The sequence below is a fragment of the Schinkia azotoformans genome (assembly GCF_035811335.1).
GTDB classification, from domain to species: Bacteria; Bacillota; Bacilli; order Bacillales; family Bacillaceae_J; genus Schinkia; species Schinkia azotoformans.
In genome coordinates, this window is record NZ_JARSMD010000002.1 from 1 (window position 1) to 23,243 (window position 23,243).

14 protein-coding genes and 1 pseudogene are annotated in these 23,243 nt (G+C 34.2%); 2 read left to right on the top strand and 13 right to left on the bottom strand.

Going from position 1 to position 23,243, the window contains the following annotated elements:
* Positions 1 to 25 precede the first annotated feature (25 nt).
* The 6 genes from P9E47_RS01425 to P9E47_RS01450 all read right to left on the bottom strand — a co-directional run bounded on the left by P9E47_RS01425 (position 26) and on the right by P9E47_RS01450 (position 10,765).
* The gene (locus tag P9E47_RS01425) at positions 26 to 1,582 is read right to left on the bottom strand and encodes an nSTAND3 domain-containing NTPase (protein WP_326162358.1); all 1,557 of its coding nucleotides are present in this window, start codon (positions 1,580 to 1,582) and stop codon (positions 26 to 28) included.
* A gap of 676 nt (positions 1,583 to 2,258) precedes the next feature.
* Positions 2,259 to 3,986, bottom strand: coding sequence for an anti-phage-associated helicase HerA (gene herA / locus P9E47_RS01430; protein WP_326162360.1), 1,728 nt, complete (start codon positions 3,984 to 3,986; stop codon positions 2,259 to 2,261).
* Between the two features lies 1 nt (position 3,987).
* Positions 3,988 to 5,199 (bottom strand): DUF4297 family anti-phage-associated protein, encoded by a 1,212-nt coding sequence (locus P9E47_RS01435; RefSeq protein ID WP_326162361.1) that lies wholly within the window; start codon positions 5,197 to 5,199, stop codon positions 3,988 to 3,990.
* A gap of 600 nt (positions 5,200 to 5,799) precedes the next feature.
* The gene (locus P9E47_RS01440; RefSeq protein ID WP_326162362.1) at positions 5,800 to 6,738 is read right to left on the bottom strand and encodes a hypothetical protein; all 939 of its coding nucleotides are present in this window, start codon (positions 6,736 to 6,738) and stop codon (positions 5,800 to 5,802) included.
* Positions 6,731 to 8,515, bottom strand: coding sequence for a hypothetical protein (locus P9E47_RS01445; RefSeq protein WP_326162363.1), 1,785 nt, complete (start codon positions 8,513 to 8,515; stop codon positions 6,731 to 6,733). The genes P9E47_RS01440 and P9E47_RS01445 overlap by 8 nt, the downstream gene beginning before the upstream one ends.
* A 1,176-nt stretch (positions 8,516 to 9,691) precedes the next feature.
* Positions 9,692 to 10,765, bottom strand: a complete 1,074-nt coding sequence (locus P9E47_RS01450; protein ID WP_326162364.1) for a ParA family protein — start codon at positions 10,763 to 10,765, stop codon at positions 9,692 to 9,694.
* A 610-nt stretch (positions 10,766 to 11,375) separates the two neighbouring features.
* On the opposite strand from P9E47_RS01450, the pseudogene P9E47_RS01455 reads away from it, so the two are divergent.
* A pseudogene (locus P9E47_RS01455) lies at positions 11,376 to 11,558 on the top strand (transposase domain-containing protein); the annotation flags it as partial.
* 852 nt (positions 11,559 to 12,410) lie between these two features.
* Here the strand turns inward: P9E47_RS01455 and P9E47_RS01460 are convergent.
* The 5 genes from P9E47_RS01460 to P9E47_RS01480 form a co-directional block, all read right to left on the bottom strand.
* Positions 12,411 to 12,653: a hypothetical protein gene (locus P9E47_RS01460; RefSeq protein WP_326162365.1), complete on the bottom strand. Its 243-nt coding sequence runs from the start codon at positions 12,651 to 12,653 to the stop codon at positions 12,411 to 12,413.
* A 418-nt stretch (positions 12,654 to 13,071) separates the two neighbouring features.
* Positions 13,072 to 14,067, bottom strand: a complete 996-nt coding sequence (galE, locus tag P9E47_RS01465; protein ID WP_326162496.1) for a UDP-glucose 4-epimerase GalE — start codon at positions 14,065 to 14,067, stop codon at positions 13,072 to 13,074.
* Positions 14,068 to 14,107: 40 nt separating this feature from the next.
* Entirely contained in the window at positions 14,108 to 15,133 is a 1,026-nt protein-coding gene (locus P9E47_RS01470) for an SDR family NAD(P)-dependent oxidoreductase (RefSeq protein ID WP_326162366.1), read from the bottom strand.
* The gene (locus tag P9E47_RS01475; RefSeq protein ID WP_326162368.1) at positions 15,114 to 16,484 is read right to left on the bottom strand and encodes a UDP-glucose dehydrogenase family protein; all 1,371 of its coding nucleotides are present in this window, start codon (positions 16,482 to 16,484) and stop codon (positions 15,114 to 15,116) included. Before P9E47_RS01475 ends, P9E47_RS01470 begins: the two co-directional genes overlap by 20 nt.
* A 295-nt stretch (positions 16,485 to 16,779) precedes the next feature.
* Positions 16,780 to 17,547: a DUF6710 family protein gene (locus tag P9E47_RS01480; RefSeq protein ID WP_326162369.1), complete on the bottom strand. Its 768-nt coding sequence runs from the start codon at positions 17,545 to 17,547 to the stop codon at positions 16,780 to 16,782.
* A gap of 164 nt (positions 17,548 to 17,711) precedes the next feature.
* On the opposite strand from P9E47_RS01480, the gene P9E47_RS01485 reads away from it, so the two are divergent.
* Positions 17,712 to 18,290 (top strand): hypothetical protein, encoded by a 579-nt coding sequence (locus tag P9E47_RS01485; RefSeq protein ID WP_326162370.1) that lies wholly within the window; start codon positions 17,712 to 17,714, stop codon positions 18,288 to 18,290.
* Between the two features lie 79 nt (positions 18,291 to 18,369).
* On the opposite strand, the gene P9E47_RS01490 is transcribed toward P9E47_RS01485, so the two are convergent.
* Together P9E47_RS01490 and P9E47_RS01495 are read right to left on the bottom strand one after the other, a co-directional pair.
* Positions 18,370 to 21,744, bottom strand: a complete 3,375-nt coding sequence (locus P9E47_RS01490; RefSeq protein WP_326162371.1) for a recombinase family protein — start codon at positions 21,742 to 21,744, stop codon at positions 18,370 to 18,372.
* Between the two features lie 113 nt (positions 21,745 to 21,857).
* Positions 21,858 to 23,141 (bottom strand): recombinase family protein, encoded by a 1,284-nt coding sequence (locus P9E47_RS01495; RefSeq protein ID WP_326162372.1) that lies wholly within the window; start codon positions 23,139 to 23,141, stop codon positions 21,858 to 21,860.
* Positions 23,142 to 23,243 lie beyond the last annotated feature (102 nt).

A 23,243-nucleotide genomic window follows, 5' to 3' on the forward strand; every position in this document is an offset into this window, starting at 1 on the left:
TGGATATCAGGACTTCCTAGTTATATCAAGGCTTATTTGCCGATTTCACTCTGCGAAAGTTGAGTTTGAAATTAGTTATTGATTTTCGTATTTCATTTAATTCTAACCTATTATTATTAAAAACTAGTTTTAAATAATCATTTACAGAAGGATTTATTACTCCAATACACCTTTTTCCTTTGTTGTCAATAATATTTATAAAGGACTGGTTTAGCCGAGATAATATTGATTCAAAATTATCCATTGTATAGTCAACCTTATTCATCATATATAAACGGTTTTCAAAACATTTTTTTAGTATTTCATAATCTACATTAGTATCAGTCAAAGAATAAAGCGTGAGCAAAAAAGCTCTATCCACATCTCGAATACGTCTTTCAAACTCATTTTTCCATATATCATTTGGATTAGATAAGCTTTCTAATATATAGTCAAAGTATTTAGTCGGCGTTATTTTTAAATAGTTTGTTGCATAGGTTACATGCTCTATAATACGAGGCGTATAATTCCTATGCATAACGATTGTTAAGTAATTTTTATTTTCTTTTATGGAATTATAGTATTCCTTTGGTATCTGTTTATAAATTAAATGGTTATAGAAGATTTTTGCCTTCTCGAGCGAAGTTATTTCGTCCATATTTATAATAAAATTTCTTATTTTCTTTTCTTGAAAAAAAATATTAAAATCTAATGAACGATCTTTTGCTTCATTAAAAATTGTAATTCTTGAATTCAAAATGAGCTTTTTATTTTTGTTTAACTTCACATATTTTATTAAGGAAAGCAATTCATTTTCTTGTGTGTCCTTCATATTAAAATAATGTTGACCTAAGCAATCATCTAACAATATAATTTCTTTGCATTCTTTATCATTTGATAGAGATTTTTTTATATCTGAAATATCGCCATTTGTTGTATATCTAACACGGTATCCTTTCGTTGCATAATATATAACTAACATTTTTGATGTAATTGTCTTTCCTACGCCGGGGCCACCTGTTACCATAAGCAATCCATGCTTATCCAAATGTTTAATACATTGAGAATATATATTTGTTTGAACGAAAAACTTACATTCTTCTTCTATATCACTTAGAAGGGATTCACAGTCAATAAAAATATCTTGATTAAATATTTCATTTAGAATATTTGAAGAATATAACCATAATTTATAGTGTTTTCTAACAACATCTGAGTTCTCAGTCTTTTGTAAGAATTCATCTATTTCCCTTAAGGTAATAATATTTTTGTCAGACTCCATAAAATCTTTAAACATACCATATATTTCTTCTATATTTGAATCTGTTAGTACCATTCCACAACATACAAAATATTTATTAGGTTTCCATTTATTAACTTTTTCAACTTCATTTTTTAATGTAATTCGCAGGTTGGGAAATTTACTTCCAATATAATGTTTTACCTGAATAATAATGTTATGTGTACTTGTATTATCAGTTAAATCAATACCACCATCTCTACCTTTAGCAAATAATCGTAAGCTAGTTGCTAACTTTTTTTCCATGATGTCTTTACATAACTCTTCGAATTCAACATCATTTAGATTTGCATAATTAAACAAATTAACACCTTCTTAATTACACTACAAAACTAGGATTACAAATGAACATTCTTAAGGAGTCTTTTCCTTTCCCCGGAATTATAAATATCTAAAAATTCCGAATTACCTATAGATATTATACCCGCCTTATTCTGACCAGGCAATACTGTCAACCTCTTATCATTCTGCATAGCAAAAGCAGGCAAGCAGGTAGCTTTAATAGGCGAAGACTATTTGTCGCTTTCAGTGGATAGAAAGCTACCTTTTTCATAAGTTGGAATTATCTGAATAATATTACTCCTTAAATCTGAAAATAACGACAGATAGTGCTAGGCAACCAGAACTCCAAATATAGAAACAATCTGGTATGAAGTTGCTCACCTTAAAAGTGATCACTCCAGCTCAAATTAATATTGGACAAAAGTGGATTACCGAATATTCACACAATCCCCTCTTGCTTTTGCATACTTTAGATAAGGTTTATCGTCTGCATTTGTATTACATGTTTTGCAAAGGAAAATGCAATGTAGAGTATGTAAATACTGGGATTTTAATAATCCTCGGAAAAGGGGTATGCAGCTCCCTCTTCTCCCAAGATTTCCATCATTTCGCACTATTCTCTGATTCTACAAGCCCCTACAGATTTACGGTTGTGACTATAGCGAAACACCAATGACAGGTACTAAGAATTTAGTGACTATTTATACCACTCATCCTTTATACTGTTAATATCAATATTCTTCCACTCTTCTCTCCATAAATCCCAATATGGAATATCATTTGATGAAGGCGGTAAATTACATGTGTCTATTTGGACAATAGATGGAAGAACAACTGAATCTCCTATCAGTAATGCTTCTCCAGATTTTAGCGAAGGCATCTTTTCAATAATATTTCCAAGTGTATCTGGTAATAGTTTTTTTACATAGTTTTGATCGTGAGGATTGGTTAACCTCATGGCAATAAAATTATTGCACTGTGAGAAAATTGTCTCAGAGAGTTCAGAAGGACGCTGACTTGATAACAACAACGAAACCCCATATTTCCTTCCTTCTTTTGCGATTCTTTCAATAGAAGTTTTTGATGAGCGATATTTTGATAAATCACTGTTAGGCACGTATTTATGTGCCTCCTCATATACAAGGAGAATAGGCGCATCGTTGTTAATTACCTCATTTGGTTTTTTTCCATTTCTTAATCTTTTGTAAAAATATCCATACTCAAAAATAATTCTTGAAATAAGCGACACTGTGATGCTAAGGACTTCAAATGGGACCCCACTTAAGTCAATTACTGTTATATTTGATTCTTCTCCTTCGTTATACCCTAATAAATTTTTCAATGTTTCCTCAAATGTAATTGTCTTGGACTTTTCTCCTAAAAGGAAATCGTATCTTTTATCATTTATTTTGTTTTCTAAACGATTTAAGAAATTTATTAACTTACCATTAACACCAGCAGCGGAAGTGCCTACAGGGTTTAATTTTTCATTAAACAGTCTATGTAATGTATCCTCACTAAAGGTAAATACATCCCCATTTTCATCTTCCCATTGAATTTCATTCTTAGTGTTCTTTCTTTCGATATTTTTGTGCTTTAAATATTGTAACACTTCATTTAAGTCAAAAAAAACTGGAGAATCAAAATGAATTTTTTCCTTTTCTTCTTCACTTCCAGATAATTTAAGTTTACGGTTCTGTACAATTGCCTCTTTAAACATATTTCTTTGATTATGGTCATTTGCATCTGTATCTAGAAATAACTCTACCAATTCTTCACTATTCAACAGCCAATAAGGTAATGTAAGACTATTAATGTCAAAGTGATTAGCGTGTGGAAATGCAGTCTTATATTCCGAATGGATGTCAAAAAGAATGATATGTGAATTATTCATTGAAAACTCACCATTTTTTTCAGCAACAGCTTTTTGCAAAATTGTTGCAAGTGTATGGGATTTCCCAGAACCAGTTGAACCCACAACAGCAATATGTTTGTTAAAGAACTTATTTCCATTAACCGGTATTCTAATATTTCGATTAGTCGATAAGGAAGCAAATGTAAAGTTATCTTCAGTACCAGAAGGATTACAATATATTTTTCTTATTTCTTCTTCTGTTGCAGGCTCAACCTTCTTAGGTGGGATTGCTAAAGAATCCCCTCCCCTAATAAATTCATCACCCTTAATTAGTCCCAAAGGGTTTGCCTCTATGATATATTTTCTTTTACCAATATCGCTTACTTCAATTGAGAAATTTTCTATAATGGAAATTAATACGGAATTTTCATTATCCATTACCCTTAAATATGAACCTACTCTTAAAGTTTCATCGGCTTTCTTAAAATCTTCTAAATCATCCACTGAAATTTTAACTTTATTGGGATAAACTGCTATAACCTCTGCATTTATATCAGTACCTACCGCCATTTTATATAACCTCCCTTATATCTTTATGCTCTTCTATTTGAATTTGTACATGTTTAATTCCTTGATTATTTGTATTATAAAAGGGATTCTGAATATAAAATTGATAGATTTCCTTTCTTCCCTTTGCCGCTTCTAGTGTCAAGTCAAGGTGATCAAGATGATTTATTATTTTAAGTTTAATTTGATTGAAATGACTTGCAGGTTCACAAATAGCTGCAGTGGAAAAAGTTGCTCCAGAAAAGTTAAAACCATCAACTATTTTAAATCCTTCCTGATACAATTCCTCTTTAAGATTAACAAGCTCTTCATCTGGAATACTATGTATATAAACGTATGGACAGAACGGGGTGGGAGTCCTTGGCGATATATTTGACCACTTATATGATATTAGTAATAATAATTCCTTTAAGTCTGACCGTTTATAACCCACCTGATCCATTTCAATCAAAAAGAACCTTTCAAAGGGCGAGGTATTTAAACCCATGAAGTATTCTCTTCTCAAATTTCCCAGAAATTGCTTCCTTCCTTTTAATGCTATAAACCATTCATTAAACAACAATTGTCTATTGTCTATCCTCTTTAAAAAATCCTTTTTAAAAATTTTTCTTTCTGAAATATCTTTTTTAATTGCAAGTTCCTTTATTAATTTTAATGCATTGTTATAATAATAATGTTCAGCCTGAAAACGAGAGCATTTAAACTCAGATTCCAATAGCGTTACGATATGTTCAAATTGATCGTTGTAACTGACAGCATTGATATTAATTGTAAGTTTCTGAATAAAGTCATTTAAATCCCCATCATTAAGCCCCAGTTCTTTATGATGAAAGTGCTTAATCTTTTCTTTCGTATATGTAAGAAAATTTTTCTTTAAAAATTCTGCTGTAATTGGTAATACAAGTTTGTCCTGCCCTTTTGTATAGTAACCGTATAAATAATACTTTACACTTGGTTGGAGTCCAACCCTTACATCTTTATAATGATTTAACATTAATCTAATCGGTTTTGCTATGATTGAATGATTATATTCCGTTCCAGCATAATACTTACATTGAACGGCAATATCCTCATCCGCTGTCTTAATATCAACATCCTCAATCCCCTCAACTGTTATAGAATCCCCTCTATCGATTACTTCAAGCAACTGCAAAATAGAGTAATCAAATTGGTAAAAATAACCTTTAATTGTTTCTACAGCATCTCTATTCCCCATATGCTTCTCCCAAATTTGTTTTTTCAGCTTATTTAAACTATATAAAAAAGCACAACAAAACTTATGAAAGTGCATTCGTACGTCTTGTTGTGGTTTTTATATCAGATAATATTTATTTCATTAAAACCATTACTGTTACTTAGTCATAACCCCTAATTCGATAAAAAGAACTAAAATCCTGCTTATAATAAATATTTTGTAATGCAAGGATCACATTGATAAGGGAAGGCTCTGGAAATCAACATTGTAATAATTTGATTTAAAATATCTCCTTTTCAATAGTTTTGATGCTTAATAGAGTATGAATTTTATATATATTGACAGGACTAACAATCTTCGGATCAACTATATTCACTAATTAATCATAAACTGCCCTTCTAAGGCACCTGTAGGTGCCTCTACATCTTTAATTATCTCAGACGGCAAAAGTTAATTCTACCACTCTTAAACTCTTCATTAAAATGCCCAAAAATGGAACAGGCGAACCGTCCCCATATATTATACTGGCCATGTTTTTTTCACGCTAACACTCTCATATATTATATTACTCTGCAAAACTCGACAAACTTCGAGTGGTGACAGGCACCCAAAACAAAAAACTTAATTTGGAAGATCTGGTACAAAAAGATTATAATCGGTTTTGGGATATAATAAGCCCTCAATTGTTGAAAAAGATTTATCACCCATTTCCAAGTTTCTACCTACTCTTCTTTTGATCAAACCGATATCTTGTAGTGTATTGTTTTCAAATAGCAATATAAAACATCCTTGATATCTAAAAACCTCCGTGCCAAATACCTTTGTAGTAAAAACACGAACTTTATTTCGTTCCTTTTCTCTGTAATCAACTATCTCATTTTTGTTTAGCCTAAAAAGGAAATTAAAATGGGTTTCAAAAATAACTTGAAGAATGGAATTTCTAAGACCATCAAATAATTCCAAAGAATACATGATATCTTTATCTGTTACCATTATAGCTAATTTTCGTATAAGTATTCTGTTATGTCTTGAAAAGGGATATACCTCTTTTGATTCCATGAATTTTTGAATATTACCTTGTTTATTTACTATATTTAATTTATGTTGATGCAGGTAACTTAATAATTTCGTGCTTTGCAATTGGTAAAAAACATTCATCCAAGCCCTATATAAATCTAAAGAATCAAAGGTTCCAGAAATATTCTTTGAAGGTAGCCTTACAAACATTTGAAGAAGTGAATTTTCCAAATCCCTTCCGAGTTGTTCCGCCTCTTCAATTAATGAATGCAGCTCGTAACAACCTTGTAATTCAATAATACTTTTTTGAAAGTTTCCCTCTTTTTCTGCACATACAGCCTCAACTTTTTTATAGGCAAGTCCAAAACTATAATAGTGTTGAAAAGAACATGTCTTAATCGCATCTTGATATAATGACCACGTTTCCGGTGATAAATTACTCTTTATGCCGTTATATCTTAGGTGGAGTGTCCTTCCAAAAGATGTATTTGATATTTTATTTCCGAAATGATAGGCTGCTACTAAAGTATTTATATCAATCACCGTCTTCCATACTTCTTAATCTATAAACAATAAACTCACCTAAAAGTATATTTGCAATTAAAATGTTTTCTGGGTTTATTTGTAATTCATCCTTTCCATGTACCAAGTCATTTCGGTAGTCTCTAACCTTCCATAACTTACTGAAATCTTCATCAGTTACAGGAATAGCAAATTGCCGAATCAATGTTTGCACCTTGGTTTTTAAAGGCGGATCCTTCAGTTTGCTTAAACTCTTATCCTTTATTTTTCTTGAATATTCTTCTGTAAAAGTATCACTTTGTTCTTTTAATAGTTGCTTCAACAATTTTTTGAACTCCCGAATAATTTCATCAGGCAAAAAAGGGCTGGTTTCTATTTTATCAACTAAAAATTCCATAGATATGTTTGTATAAATAACCTTATCTTCTATATCTTCTGCTTTCCAACTTCTATTCAACCACTTTAACGCATTAAATAGCTGCTTTTCTAAAATTGAATGCTGCCCAGTCTGTTTTTTATACAGTTTTTCTTCAAACCAATTCAATTCTCTAAACATTCTTTCAAATTGGGAATCGACACCTAAAGAATTATTTTCCCAATTGTTTTTAGAATCACCCAAAATGTTTTCTACGCCTATTATATTTTCTACATAATAGAGTGAAGAGCATTTAGGATTTTGATATAAACGTAATCTGTTCCATTCATTTAGCTCATTACCTAAGTTGTAAAAATTAAACACTCTCTCATTTTTGGACAGTAAAATAATCATATCAATTGCATCTTGTACTTTTTGTCTTCCTAACAAATAGGCATCATATGCGTTATATGATTCAACAATTGTTTGAGCAAAAGTGTCAAATTGACCAAGTACATTGTGATTATATTTCTCCTCAAATCCCTTATACATAACAAAGGCTTGGTCTTTAGTTAAAAAGGTTATATCTCCAAAACCAAATTCAGGATTATTTAACAGAAGATTTTCTATTGGAAGCAACACAAGGTAAGGAACGAATTTTTTTCCAAACCCCTCAATATTAATTTGTTCCTTTAACATCCCGGAACTCCTCAAAATTGCCTGTACTGGTGAATGTGGATCAAGACCTTGAAAAGAAAGGACATCCAATTTCTTTTTACTTAATTCATGAATAAATGAGCTTAGTAAAAGAGTGATTCCATCTGTGCCTTTTTTTACTTCATATATTGTACCTGCTGATTCTATAGAATTACCATTTATCCGATACCTGATAACCCAATCCTCAGAAAGATGTATATTTTTCAAACTTTGGATAATATCTTGATTACTTTCAAATTCAAATTTCCCAAAAATCAAACCGTTTCTACTTGATATAAGTAAAGAATTATGAGGTCTAATTAATTTACCATTACTGTATGCCTCACAGCTCCCACTTATTATATTTCGATGTGTTGATGTTAGAATTGATAACGCTTTATATGTATCAATTTCTTTTTTTATTTTCTCCTTCTCAAAATGTTCTACAATTTCGTCAATAGACTCAATAACTATATTTATAGTGTTATATTCACTATTTAAGAAATCCCTAAGATTTCTAAGAACACTACCTATATTCCTAATCTCTACAGGAATAATTGACCCGCTAATGAAATCAAAACCGCATATCATATATTTTTCTTTGTTTTTTTGTTTAAGTACCAAATAATGCAAAATAATAGTACCTTTGGAATATAAAATTGATAAAGCCAAATCATTATTTTTAAATCCATTGTATGGGACACTATAACTATTTAGAAAAAGTGATGCGTCTAGTGGGTTCATCATTTATTAACTTCTCCTTAATTATATGATTTCCAACTAATACAAATCTTCTTTATAAATAATCCCCTAGAAATTTCTGTGTACTAACAAAATTTATTCGCCGTCATCTATTTTGATCTTTTTTACAGAATAACCGAACCACTAACAAAAAAATCTTTAATAGATTTCATTACTGCCGTTAACTACATATGCCGCAGTTACTAATAGGTTCTATTTATTTAACAACAGTGAATTTTTATTTATTTTAAAAAATAGCAAATGTTCCCCCTTGGATTTGTTGTTAACTTAACTTGTCAAATCGGACATTCCAGTAGACTCCAGCTCCGCATTGTTGCTATTGACCGTAACAACCACTTTGAAAAAATCCTTAAAGGACCAAGGGGATCCCATTATTTACTAAATAACAATCTCCTTTTCTTTTATTCTTAGAATATACAATTTTTGACAAATTTCGAGTGGTGACAGGCACCTAAAACCATAAAACCATAGAATTTCTCTTATGAATTCAAGAATGTTTTCCATGATTATCACCTCCTTCCCTAAAACGGAAAGAAGAGCAACAACCGGCCACCCTTCAATATTCAGTTGCCAATTTATTTTAACATAATCTCCTAATCGATTCCCCTTACAATCTTCGACAAATTCCGGGGCGTCACAGTGACGGAGTCCTTCTCAATAAAAAATATCAGGTATAGGAACTCTTTCATAATTTGAGGGAAAAGGAAGCGTTTTAAAGGGTTTGTATAAGGTTGTAAAGAAGGTATAGCTAAAGAAGAAACAATCTCTAGACAAATACTTCAGGAAGGAAGAAGTTGACAATACTAAAAGTGACTGGTATTGAAAAGCAAGCATCGTGTCCATTATGAATTCAACAAAGAGCCTTATCTCCATGTAAAGTGCACGTCTAGTCCGTAAATGGATCCTAAGTTAGCTTTCATCACGGTAGAGCTGTCACTTTTGCATGGCCGTATGAATATCCAACCTTCAAAAACGTTTATCAATGCTGCAATAATGAACAAAGAGGTAAAACGGATAATTTTTGACCAGTATGGGCACATAACAAAATAACAATAAATGAAAAGCCCCACTGCTAATTTTATTTCGCAGCGGGAAATTTATTAAAAACCTACCACTCTAAAAAAACTCCACAAGCATCAAGTGATGGTAATTCATCCAAAACTATTGAATTTTACTCACAAATTTGTTAATATCAGTTACTGATTGAGCATAATTGCTTCTTGGAAGAGTTATCTCCGTCATATCCGGCATTGTGTATTTTGTTTTTTGAGTTAGTTCTGTTAACGGAATTCCTAATGAAGTCGAAACCTTTCCGGCTGTATGAAAATCCTTGACATCTGATACAAATTCCCTGGCCCAGTCAATTTTTGTATTGCTATTGGTATTCTTTTTAAATAGATTCGGAAAACTTAAAAACTGTTGATAACAAAAATCAATTAATTCACTTCTAATTGAGCCAAATGCCGCTGCTATTCCATCATTAGGTGTAAAGTTGTTAAAAACAAAACCATACATTTTAGGAAGAGATAAACCAAATTGCTGAATTTGTTTATTAAAAGTAATAACATTTTGAGCATAGTTCTTTATAGCCGCTGATGGGTACTTATCATATAGTAGCATCATAATTCCTTTTATTCCTTCAATCGAACTAAAATCAGCCATCATAGGTATAATTAAATAATCAGATGAAACTAATGCCATTTGTGTATATATCGAAAAGCTAGGGTTACAATCAATAAACACAGTCAATTCTTCGTACTTTTCACTGTTAAATTCTAATTCACATAATCTGCGAATAGCTGTCATATACTCTTGCCATGCATTAATATTAGCGGGGTTAATGACTGCATAATTAAGCGCTAACGAGAGCGACTCTAAAAATGGATCACCTGCAATTAAATAGACGTTTGAAGGGATATCCATATTTATCTTAGATACATTAATCTTATAGGATTGATTTAATGATGTGAAGCTTGAATTACCTTTCAATAACCAATCAATAAAGCCAACAATATTTCTTCTAGAAGATTGTTGTTGCAACCGTTGATTATTGATATACCCCTTATGACCACCGCCTAAAAGGAATTGGGATATATTAGATTGCGGGCAAAGGTCCAAAACAAGAACTTGGGTTGTAGGATTATTTTTGGCATATAAAGACACTGCATTTTGACTTAATGTTGTTTTACCAACACCGCCTTTATTATTGTAAAAAGAATAAATTTTCATTCTCATATCAATTCCTTTCAAGATATTCAAATTTTATATAAAATACACAACAGAAATAACAAAGCCGCGAACATGGCCATATTATTAGAAGTACTTATCATGTTGCGGTTTGCGATTGTTTATTATGATTATAAAAATGATTAATATTGAGAAATAGATATCCAATCTTCATTTTATTATATCATTTCATAGAAAAAAGCTTTTGATCTTTTACTCAACAAATCTAGACAAACTTCAAGTGGTAACAGGCAAGTAACCCTGGCATTCTTCAAGTCGTAACAGTGACATAACCTTAATTCTCCTAGGGCACCTGCAGGTGCCTCTAAATCTTTAAATTAATTATTACAGACGGCAACAAGGATTAATATAGTCCGACAGTTCGGATGAAGTTAAATTTTAACCAATTTTTAAATTCATCATTAACATGGCTCGAATTGGAACACGGGACCCGTCCCTATGTTGCACGAGATGAAGCAAACAAAATTGCAACTATAAATAGAACTATCTATGTGACATGTTTCATGCGTATTAAAGTCTAATGTATCTTAGATATTGCTTATGCTGTGTGTTTTTCAGCCAACTGAACATATTGCGGTTATATTTTCGAGAACATAATCGAAAAGCGTGGCTATTCGCGAATACACCGCAAGGTGCAAGAGCAGGTGCTATTATTTATAGCATTGTGGAGACAGCGAAAGCGAACGAGTTAAATCCGTATTATTATCTTCGCTATCTATTTGAGCGGATTCCCAATATAGATCTGACAGATGAAAATGCTTTAGATCGGTTATTACCTTAGTCTACGACAATCCCTGTTAGTTTCATAGTTTTCAATAAGTTATCCAAATAATACTCCAGCCCTCGGCCTTGTAGAAGGTGGGGATTATTTGATGCTTAACATACAAAACATCACAGTAATTAAAAAAATTACGTCTTGTCCATATTAAACCAAACTATTTAAACGTTTATTTAATACGGGAATCATCGCATGGCTTCTGCAAATACTGATTCTTCAAGTCTGATATTCCACAAATACCGACAAAATCCGGGCGGTGACAGGCACCAAAAACTATTCCCGCTACTATGACTAATATCGCAGTGGGAAAAACTTAAAATCTTCAATTCTACAATTCTCGACATTTTCCGGGGCGTCACAGTGACGGAGTCCTTTATGTATTTCCCTAAATACATACTCAGAATATTTTTTATTAGTGCCTCCACTACTAAAAGGGGAATTATTTTGTATTGAAGAATCTAGCCAAATTGATGCCGCTTCTTCAGGAGTAGTATGTTCCAATAGCTCCCTTATTATCTCCCTTTGATATTTTGGAATCGATTCCAACCATAACCCATCAAGCAGTGGTAAACTTCTTGTCATTCCTTGGTACAAACAATGTCATTAGTGGTACATTTAAGTGGCCGTAATCACAAAATATAAAACTTAATAATACCTCACTAAAAATATTATGTTTAACAGACGTCTTACGAACAAGTACAATATCTGTATTAATCCATAAATAATACTTCCCGCTGCATGACCTATTGCAGGGGGAATACATTAATCTATCACTCATCAATTCTACAATTTTCGACATTCTCCGGAGCGTCACAGTGAATTGCGCCCCAATAATATTACCATTTTCCAATCAATTTATTGACCTAAAGGATAATTGAAGAGCATAGCAATCATTTGTACCAAAAAACCTACGATTAGGAATAGGAAGCCTACTTTTGTATTTTTCAACCGTTTGGCTAACAGCTTCTGTTGTGTTTGATAATCTGATCCAACCGTTCTAGCAAATCCGTCAGTATCTTTGGGTGTTCCCTTAAAAAGAAAGATTGATCCTATGAATGAAATACATATTCCTATGCAACCAAGCCACCAAACTACCACCGTAATCCACCCCGCATCTAATTTTGAGAAGGTAAATAAAAATAATCACCCGATAAACTAACTGGACTAGTTGCTACATTTAATAATAGCTGTCATTTTCTTAGGATGAACTTCCAGCAATGTTTAATCCAGCCAAACCAACATTCAATGTCAATCCAGCTAGATAAATATGTTTTACTAAAACTTTAATACACTAAATTACCGTAGAGCATGCCTCTGCAAATGATTAGGGATTAATTTGCTCATTCTATGGACATTGAGGGAAGTCCTTCCTAAGGAAACGATAGTCCTTATTGTATCTTACGAATAAAAATGTTTATCTCGATTTTGACGAATTAACGTATTAAAGCAAAAACCAATAAAGTTCCTCGCCAAGCTGCTAAATTAGACAGCCCAGCGGGTAATCGTTATTTTCCTACTATTCCTTATAATTTTTCTCAAACCGCCATGCATCCCGGCACATGGCGATAATATCACGTTTAGCTGTCCAGCCGAGTTCTCTCTTAGCCTTTGAAGCGTCAGCATAACATGAAGCAATATCACCAGGCCTACGATCTACTATTTCATAAGGAACTTCAATATCACTAGCCTCTTCAAAAGCTTTCACTAACTCTAGTACACTAGTACCTTTTCCGGTTCCCAAGTTATAAACATGAACGCCTTCAGTTAGGTTTTCTAATGCAGCAACATGGCCCTCAGCTAGATCCAATACATGAATATAATCGCGAACCCCGGTGCCATCCACAGTAGGATAGTCATTTCCAAACACACGTAATTTCTCAAGTTTACCTTTTGCCACTTGAGTTACGTAGGGCATTAAGTTATTTGGAATACCATTAGGTGCCTCACCTATCTGCCCGCTCTCATGGGCACCTACTGGATTGAAATATCGAAGAATTGAAACTGAAAAAGCAGGGTTTGCATTTGCCATATCAGTAAGAATCCGCTCACTCATGGCTTTCGTTTCACCGTAAGGATTAGTCGTTGGTAAGAGATCCATTGTTTCTACAAAAGGTACTTTATTATCTCCATACACTGTTGCAGATGAGCTAAAGACAAATCGATTGACACCATATTTCTGACAAGCTTTTGTTAGAACCATTGTACTTACGATGTTATTGTAATAATATTCTAGAGGCTTTTCTACTGATTCGCCAACCGCTTTAAGACCAGCAAAATGAATAACTCCATCAATCTTGTAATTTCTGAAAATAATATCAACGGCCTCTGCATCTGTTACATCAATCTCGTAAAAATTAACTTCTTTGTTAGCTATATCCATGATTTTCATAACAGTTTCACTCTTACTGTTAGAAAGATTGTCAGCAATAATGACTGAATGTCCTGCTTCAAGTAAAGCTACACAAGTGTGAGAGCCTATATATCCGGCACCACCGGTTACTAGTATGTTCAGGATAAAAACCTCCTTTCATATAAGGATTCCTATATTGGCTTCACTTCACCTTATAATAATCTACATACCAATCAGCAAATTTCTGGAGTCCTTCTTCAATTGAAGTCTCCGGTTTAAAGCCAACAGCTTTCTGCAATTGATCTGTTGAAGCATAAGTAGCCGGTACATCACCTGGCTTAATTGGCTCAAAGACCTTTTCAAATTGTACTTCTTTTCCTAGAGCTTTACTTAAGGCCTTTTCTAACGTTTCAATAAAAACCATCAGTTTTTCAGGGCTGTTATTTCCAATGTTGAAGACTTTATGTTGAACTTCACCTTCAGGTGGATTACTTAATAATCGTTCAATCCCCTCAACGATGTCATCAACATAAGTAAAGTCCCTATAAAGGTCATTTTCAAAATCACCATTATTAAATATCTTAATTGGCTCACCAGCAAAATACTTATCTGCAAATCCAAAGTAAGCCATATCTGGTCGACCCATCGGGCCATAAACAGTAAAGAATCGAAGCCCTGTAGCTGGAATTTTATAAAGATGGCTATACGTATGTGCCATTAATTCATTGGATTTTTTTGTAGATGCATATAGTGAAACTGGATTGTCCACAAAATCTGTTTCCTCAAAAGGAACCTTTTTATTGGCTCCATAAACAGAACTAGATGATGCATACACCAAGTGATCAACTGAATTATATCTACATGCTTCGAGAATGTTGTAAAAACCAATAATATTACTTTGAATATAGACATCCGGGTTCTCTATTGAATATCGTACTCCCGCTTGAGCAGCTAGGTTTACTACAATATTAGGTTTGTACTCTTCAAAGGTCTTCATCATCATATCCTTGTCTGATATGTCGCCTTTAATAAAGGTAAACTTCTCATAAGGCTCTAATTGTCCCAAACGAGCATGCTTAAGGTTTACATCATAGTAATCATTAACATTATCAATACCAATTACCTTGCATCCCTGTTCTAGTAATTTTCTGGATAAGTAGTATCCGATAAAACCAGCTGCTCCGGTGATTAAGTACGTTTTACTAAAATCAAGAGTTTTGTAATTCAAGCTTCTTCGACTCCTTTACCGCTTCTCTAGTTGCTGGTTTCCTTCCAATTGAATGGTACTCTACACCTGCTATTTGCATTTCTTCAACACGATAAATATTTCTTCCATCATATACTAAAGGGGTTCTCATTAACTTCTTATAAGTTTCAGGTGTTATTGCTTTTACTTCTCCCCATTCAGTAAAGATAAAGCAAACATTAGCTCCATCTAATGCTAATTCTGGACTAGAAACATATGTGATACTGCCTCTGCCATTCTTACCTTCTGGATGAACTTTGGCAAAATTCCCAGCTCCAACTGGATCAAATGCATAAATATCTGCACCCTGTTCTAATAATAAAGGCACATTTTCAAGAGATGCAGCTTCTCTTAAATCATCCGTTCCTGGCTTAAATGTCAAGCCTAGTACGGCTACTTTAAGACCATTAAAGGTAATTAGCCTTTTACTAGCCTTCTTATATAACATCGTCTTTTGCTCTTTGTTCACATCAATAGCAGCCTTAACCGTCTTTAGGTCATATCCGTTCTGTCTAGCAATATACTCTAATGCCTTTGTATCTTTAGGGAAGCACGATCCACCAAAACCAATGCCAGCATTTAAAAACTTACTTCCTATACGCTCATCAAAACTCATACCTTTTGCAACATCCTGAATATCGGCACCGACTAATTCACAAAGGTTAGCAATGTCATTCATATAGGAAATCTTAAGAGCAAGGAAATCATTGGATGCGTATTTGATCATTTCCGCTGATCTTCTATTTACTGAAACCATAGGTAAATGAAACGGCTCATATATCTTCATTAATATATCTTCAGCCCATTTACTCTCTGTCCCAATAATTATTCTTTCCGCATGTAGTGTATCATGTACAGCAGAACCTTGTGCTAAGAATTCTGGATTAGATGCCACTTCTACTTTTACATCATTAACTAAAAAGTCCTGAATAAACTGCTCCACCTTATCATTAGTGCCAACCGGAACAGTAGATTTAACAACAACTAAGCAATCCTTTTCAACAGATTCTGCAATCTGTCTTGCAACTGTTGCAATATATGATAGATTTGCGGAACCATCCGATTGTTCTGGAGTACCTACACCAATAAAGATAGCATCTGCATCCTTATAAGCTGATTGGTAATCAGTTGTATAATCAATTTTTCCAGAAGCATAATTTTTCTGCATTAACTCTTCTAGACTTGTTTCATAAATTGGAGAAACCCCAGATTTCATTAATTCTACTTTTTTCTCGTCTATATCCACACAAGTTACTTGATGACCAACTTCGGCAAAACAAACGCCGGCCACTAAGCCGACGTAACCTGTTCCTGCTACTGCTATTTTGAACATCAACAAAACTTCCTTTCCGTCCTTAAGATGGGAACTTTTATATACTATATTGCTTTTCAAAATATTTCTGATATTCCCCACTTATAACCCCTCGATACCAGTTAGATAAAAAACTATATATAGAATCTTATCTATTTCAAAAACGCAAAATATAGATAAAAACTGGCCATTTTTATCTAACCATAGTAACTATTCCGCACTTTTGAAGAGCATGGCTATTAGATAAATTAATGATAGGCAAAACAAAAAACCACCATGAATGGTATACGGTTTGATACCATAACGAGTGGTTAAATTAATAGCTTATCGAGTTCTCTTTCATTAAACGACCAATCTCAAAAATAGCTGCAATTTCAGCATTTTTAACAGGTGAAATTATAAAGCCATCTTCTTTACGAGAATAATTAATCCCATCACAATGCACATAATCATATACGTCACTTATATCATAAATAGCTCCTGGTTTAATGCTTCCCTTCCCTTGAATGATACCGACTGAAATAGAGTGATTTCCTCCATGGACCCATGCAATTCCCATTGGCAACCATAAGTCCACACGATGATTGTAATCTTGCCGCCAAGGCCCATCTTCTCTTCCTTCACCAATGCGAGCAATACAATCAACAATCCTCGACTTTCTCCAAGACCACGGTAATACTAAATCACGATTTAATAAAACAGTTTTTTCCTCTTTTAACTCTCTTACTACATCATAAAATTCCTTTCCATCCTGCGACAGTATTGCTCGCAAATCAAAAAGAACCTCTTCTGGAAACAGGCTAGGTAAGTCTGACTCATAATTTACATAAAGTAAATTGGTTAAATATTGCGTTTGAATTTTTCTACCAATGAGTCGTATAACATCAACTAATGGATGCTCTGTCTCTTTATTTAGAGGGCCATTATCCTCTTCTAATTTATTTGTCTGATCCAAAACTGATTTAGCAAACTTCATAATACTATCAAAGTCTTCCTTATTCCTTTTTTTATCAACTCTTCTGTGCATTTCATCTAAACGTTCTTTTACGCTTTTTTCCCGCTTCTTTCTTAATTTGTGGAACAAATAACCTCCTCCTTCAAATGATACATATGAATTGAATAGGCAAAAAATACTAAACCTCTTATTAAAAAACCACAGGAAAAACACAGGTTTTGTCTTACTAAAGAATACTAGCTATTCTTCAACAATATACTTAATTAACTATGTAAAATTGAGGGGGCCTCTGCATGTTTAATCTGTTCCGTAAAAAAGTGACCGTAGCAAAAAGGTCTGATAACAACAATAATTTGAATAAAAAGCAGGATGTTAAAGAATCTATAGAGACAATAAAGCTTATTACATTACTTGACCTTATTAAACACGGGGATGAAATCAATCTGAATATCAAGAATGAAGATGCATATGAACAAGGTGCACCCTTAGCTAAGTGTAGGATCCTTAAATTGGAAGGCGTAAGTATAAAGTTTTCGGAGTGGGCAGAATGGACAGTTACAATTGATATTCACGATAATGACAATACTTTTACCGTTTATAAAGAAAAGTTCAAGATTGATTGGGACAAAGAAACTGTTGCCTACGCTTATAAACATTCTAATCGAGATATCGAAGTTGAATGGGATCATGAAGGTGATTGGTGTGAATATATTTCGTCCACAATTCATGAATTAAAGGAAAAATTAGATAAGCACAGAGAAGATGCTGAACGACAAGCTAAACTGGAAAAGGAAAGACAGCACGAATTAAAAGTAAAAATGGATAAAGAGCAAAAAGAGTACTTCAATCAAGTTTTTAAGAATAAAAGGTAATAAGATTCAACAATAAAATGAATCCACCAAGTAGCCATCTAAAACCTAGACGCTAACTCGGTGGGTTGCTTGTTTCCCGTTATTTTCTTTTCTTTCGCTTTCTTTTCACTTTCAGTTTGTAGGAACACTTGTCTTCCAGGTATGCTTCCCATTCAACACCTAACTTTAATTGATATACAATTCGACCATCAGAATGAATCACTCCACTTTCTACGATCCGTTCAAACAAGTCCACCCGGAAAGGGATACGTTGTTTCAATGGATTGAAATCATCCATTTCATTTAATTCATTCACTAACCACTCGAATTCATCATGATATTTTGCAGCCAGTTCCTGTCTTTCTTCATAAGTGTCTAGCTGACTTTTTAACTTCACAATTTCATTCGTTAATGCCTCAACCCGCTTGGTATCTTGTCCCGCTTGATTAAGCTCTTCATCCACAGCCTCATAGAGCTCTTGATTGAGCTGTTCCATTGCATATTCTATCTCTTTAACTTTAGCGAGTTCTTCTGTTGTAAGGTTGGTCTTCTCAATAACCGCTCTTACCTTTTGTTCTAGGCGATTATCAGATTTCATCTCAAGCAATGCACTCATAAAGTTATGCTCTATATATTCTTCACGAAAGCTTGAGGAATTGCATGAACTAGAAAAGTTTTTACCATTGGCAACACGGCACCTCCAATAGCTTCGAGCTTTCTTCTTGTTGACATCCTTTTGTCTGTCGTAACTTTCGTACTGACTGATAATCCCCCCACACTCACCACACCGAAAAGTCTGGCGAAATGGATGTTGAGCATTGACTGAGGAACGAGTTGCTTTAGGTTGGTTCGACTTTCGGATGGTTTGGACCTTCTCCCAATCCTCCGGTGTAATAATAGCTGGATGATGGTTCTCAATATAATATTGGGGCAGTTCCCCTTGATTAACCACTTGTTTTCTCGTAAATGGATCCTTAACGTAGGTTTGTTGGTAAAGTACGCAGCCTTTGTAAACGGGTGATGCCAACATTTTTCCTACTGTGTTGGGGTGCCAATATTTATTTCCATTGGCAGTTTCAATACCATCTTCACTTAACTCTCGAGCAATACTCCCGATACTTTTTCCTGCTGCATAAGATTCATACATTCGTTTTACCACAGCCGCTTGTTTTGGCTCAATGCACCAATTCTTATGTTCATCAGCCATATATCCATACGGGAATCGACTTGGCCTTACAATCCCTATTTCCGCTAACTTCTGCTTTCCCCACTGACTACTGGTTCCCACATTGATTGCTTCTTCTTGAGCCATACTGCTGAGAACTGTTAACATTAAATCACTATCTTTATCGGCTGTATGAATATTCTCACGTTCAAAATGCACGTAGACCGGTGGATTGAGCGACTTCAACATTCTTACATAATACAGGGCGTCAACCGTATTCCTTGCAAATCTTGATATGGATTTGGTCAAGATTTGATCAATTTTTCCTTGCTTACATTTTTGCATCAAGCGATTAAACTCTATTCGATTTTTAGATTGTATCCCTGATAATCCTTTGTCTGCAAAAATACCCGCAAAGCTCATCTCCGGATTCTTTAAAATCAAATAGGTATAATACGCGACTTGTGATTCCAGACTAATTTGTTGGGCATCTTTTTCTGTTGAAACCCTGCAATAACTAGCCGTTCTAAGTATTTTTTGTTTCGTTTGCGATTGAATCGACTGTTCAACCTTCCACATGTTCTTTTGTTCTTTTTTTATTTGCTTTGTTAAACTAACATGCGATGTTGAATTCGCTTCTCTTTTGATGGGTGCAACAAGCACATCGCCTTCCTCCTTCCCTTCAAAATCAATTCCTGTTTGTGTAGATTTTTCTTTTCTCTTTTGATTCCTCAAGGTTCTTGGTGGTTCAGGCATAGAACCTTTACCAACCTTTGTTTCTTCTTGGTCAAACCAATGAACAATAAAAGTATCTTTTGAATAAACAGTCATGTTCACGACCCATGCTCGCAAATAATCAATAGTGGCTTTCTCAAAAAATTCATCTAGAGATTGAAGGCTTTTCATCCACGAGAGGGCTTTTTCACGATAAGGTCTATCTTCTTCTATTTTTTTGACGTATCTTTCAAAGTGAAAAAACTCCTCTTCTAGCTGATGTTTTTTATTAGCAATAGCACCCAGTTCTTCTTCTGGTGCTACTTTCTCTTCTTCTTTAGCAAGGCGAATGTCGCTAAAATATAGTAATCTTCGATGTTCTAAATAGTCATGTTCATGGAGTCGCTTCATCGGATAAAAAATGTCCCTTAGCGCTATAGAGTCACTGCTAAAGCGTTCTACAAAGGCTTTTTTCATCATGGAAAGAATCTCTGACTCATACATTTTAGTTGAATCACACATTCCACTTTTACTCATTCTGCAACGCCAACAAGGTGTTGCATAGTCGGTTAAGAACTGATAATTACATCCGCATTTTCCACACATGACTCGTCCCGATAACGACCGGAAGTCTGCTTTTTTATTTTCCTTTTTACGCTCTTTTGGTTTAAACCGTTTTTGCACTTCCTCAAACATGGCTGGGTCAATAATAGCTGGATGGCTATTTTCAATATAATAGCTCGGTACAGCATTCGGTTTCCCATTATCCAGGAGGGCAGTCGTTTGAAAGTGGGCAAATCGATTTCCAGTGTATGCTACATTGGTTAGTATCTTTTTTACAACTGACCCATCCCAAATCGTGCCTCCTTTAGAGGTTTGAATCCCTTCTTGCATCAAATAACGTGCAATTTCATTAAGTGCTGCTCCACCAAGAAATAATTCATAGATCTTCTTTACGACCTTTGCTTCTTCTTCATCAACGCTGATATGAGTCTTTTTTTGATGATAGGTAACTTGGTATCCAAGAATTCTTTCAAACTTCGGTGAGCCTCTCAATGCTCTTTTCTCATAACCCCAACTAACATTATGTGAGAGCGTTTCCACCTCATTTTGAGCAAGAGCCGCATAGGTCGCCAGTAAAAACTCGTTAAATTCCTTGGAGGTATCAAGGTTTTCTTTTTGAAAATATAAACCTACTTTAAGTTCTTGTAGCTCTTTCACTACCTCGATAAGTTCTTTTACATTCCGGGAAAATCTAGAAATACTTTTCGTGACAATGTAATCGATTTTTCCTTCCCTGCAATGCCGTAACAAACGGTTGAGACCAAATCTATTTTTCATTTTGGTGCCTGAGACACCTTCATCGTAATAAATGGATACCAACCTAAAGTGTGGCTTCGTTTGAATAAAGCGTGTAAAGTAGTCAATTTGATTTTCCAATGACTGTATTTGTGTACTAATCTTTTTACTTGTTCTAGCGTAAGCAGCCACTCGGATAATCCTTTGTTCCGATTCTATTAAGCTAGACTTTTCCTGAGATAACGGTTTCCACAGAACCTCGTTCCACTCATAATCTTTTAGAATGTCCTTCGACAAACACAAAAACCCCTTTCCTTTTATCAGAATAGTGATCTTCCTTCATCTGTTGAAGGTATGTTATCTATCACTCATCCTCGATAAAAGTTCAAGGGGTTTGTTTCTATTGAATTTTATTTTTGTCGTAGAGCTACGAATGTTCTTTTAATCCCACATTTAAATTCCAGTGTAACTTTCTGATCTTGGTTGATGGTGCCTTGCTGAATGACCTGCCTAAAAATGTCCTCATTAAATTCTGATTCATCAAATTCGTATAGGAAGGTGAGTAAGGTCTCTAAATGCCGTTCCATATGCTTACTTTCTTGTTGCTTATTACTCAGTTCATCGTATTCGGACTGAAGCAACTCTTGTTCATAATATAGATGGTTGATAGAGGCTTCATAGACACTTGCGACAGTAGAGTTACTTTGTTCGGCAAGTTCTGATACTCGTTCGTTAATTTGTTCAATTTGAGCTTCGAGATTCAATTTTCGTGCTTTTTCTGCTGAACTCAGGTCATATTCTTCAATGACTTTATGAGCTTCTTGAATCAATTCTTCCTTTCCTTCTTTTAACTCATGGAGTAATGCCGTAAACTCCCGCTCAAGGGCAGATTCCCAAACAAATTTTGCCTTACAATTCACGTTGTATTTTTTAGGATGAACCCTAGTTCTGCATTGCCATGCGGTATATAGGAATTTTTCTCCGTTCCTCTCTGATGTAAGCCGCCGTCGAACAATGGGATGGCCGCACTCTTCGCAGTATAGGATATTTGAGAAGCATGATTTATTTGAATAGGCCTGTTTATATTTGCCGTCTGGATTCCTAAACATATTGCTTCTTCTTTTCATCTCTTGCTGGACCGCATTCCAATCGTCCTCTGGAATAATAGCAGGGTGATGGTTTTTAATGAAATATTGTTGTTCTCTTCCGTCATTTCGGATACGTTTATGGGTTAAAAAATCGACAGTGACTGTTTTCTGTAAAAGTGCATTTCCACAAAACTTTTCATTCGTTAATATTTTATAAACAGAATCCGAGGTCCATGTTTTATTTCCTCTTGCGGTTAATATTCCATCCCGCATTAATTCTTTGGCAATGGTTACTGTCCCTTTTCCATTAAGGAAGTCGTAATAGATCCGCTTGATTATCTCTGCTTCTTTTTCATTAATGACTAGGTTTCCATTTTCATCTGTATCGTAGCCTAAGAAATAAGTTGTTGGAATATGCGCTATGCCTCGTTGAAATCTCTTCTTTATTCCCCAGCGGGTGTTCTCACTAATTGACCGTGATTCTTCTTGGGCCATCGAAGATAAAATGGTTAGAAATAATTCACTCTTCGTATCCAATGTGTCAATATTTTCCTTTTCAAAGAAAATTCCAATTCCTAGACTCTTGAGCTCACGGATATATTTCAAACACGCCGTGAGGCTGAATGGATAAAAATACGCAAAATATATCCCCCTTATAACAAAAAAAAGCCCACCACGTATTGTGATGGGTTAAATCAGTGATATCAT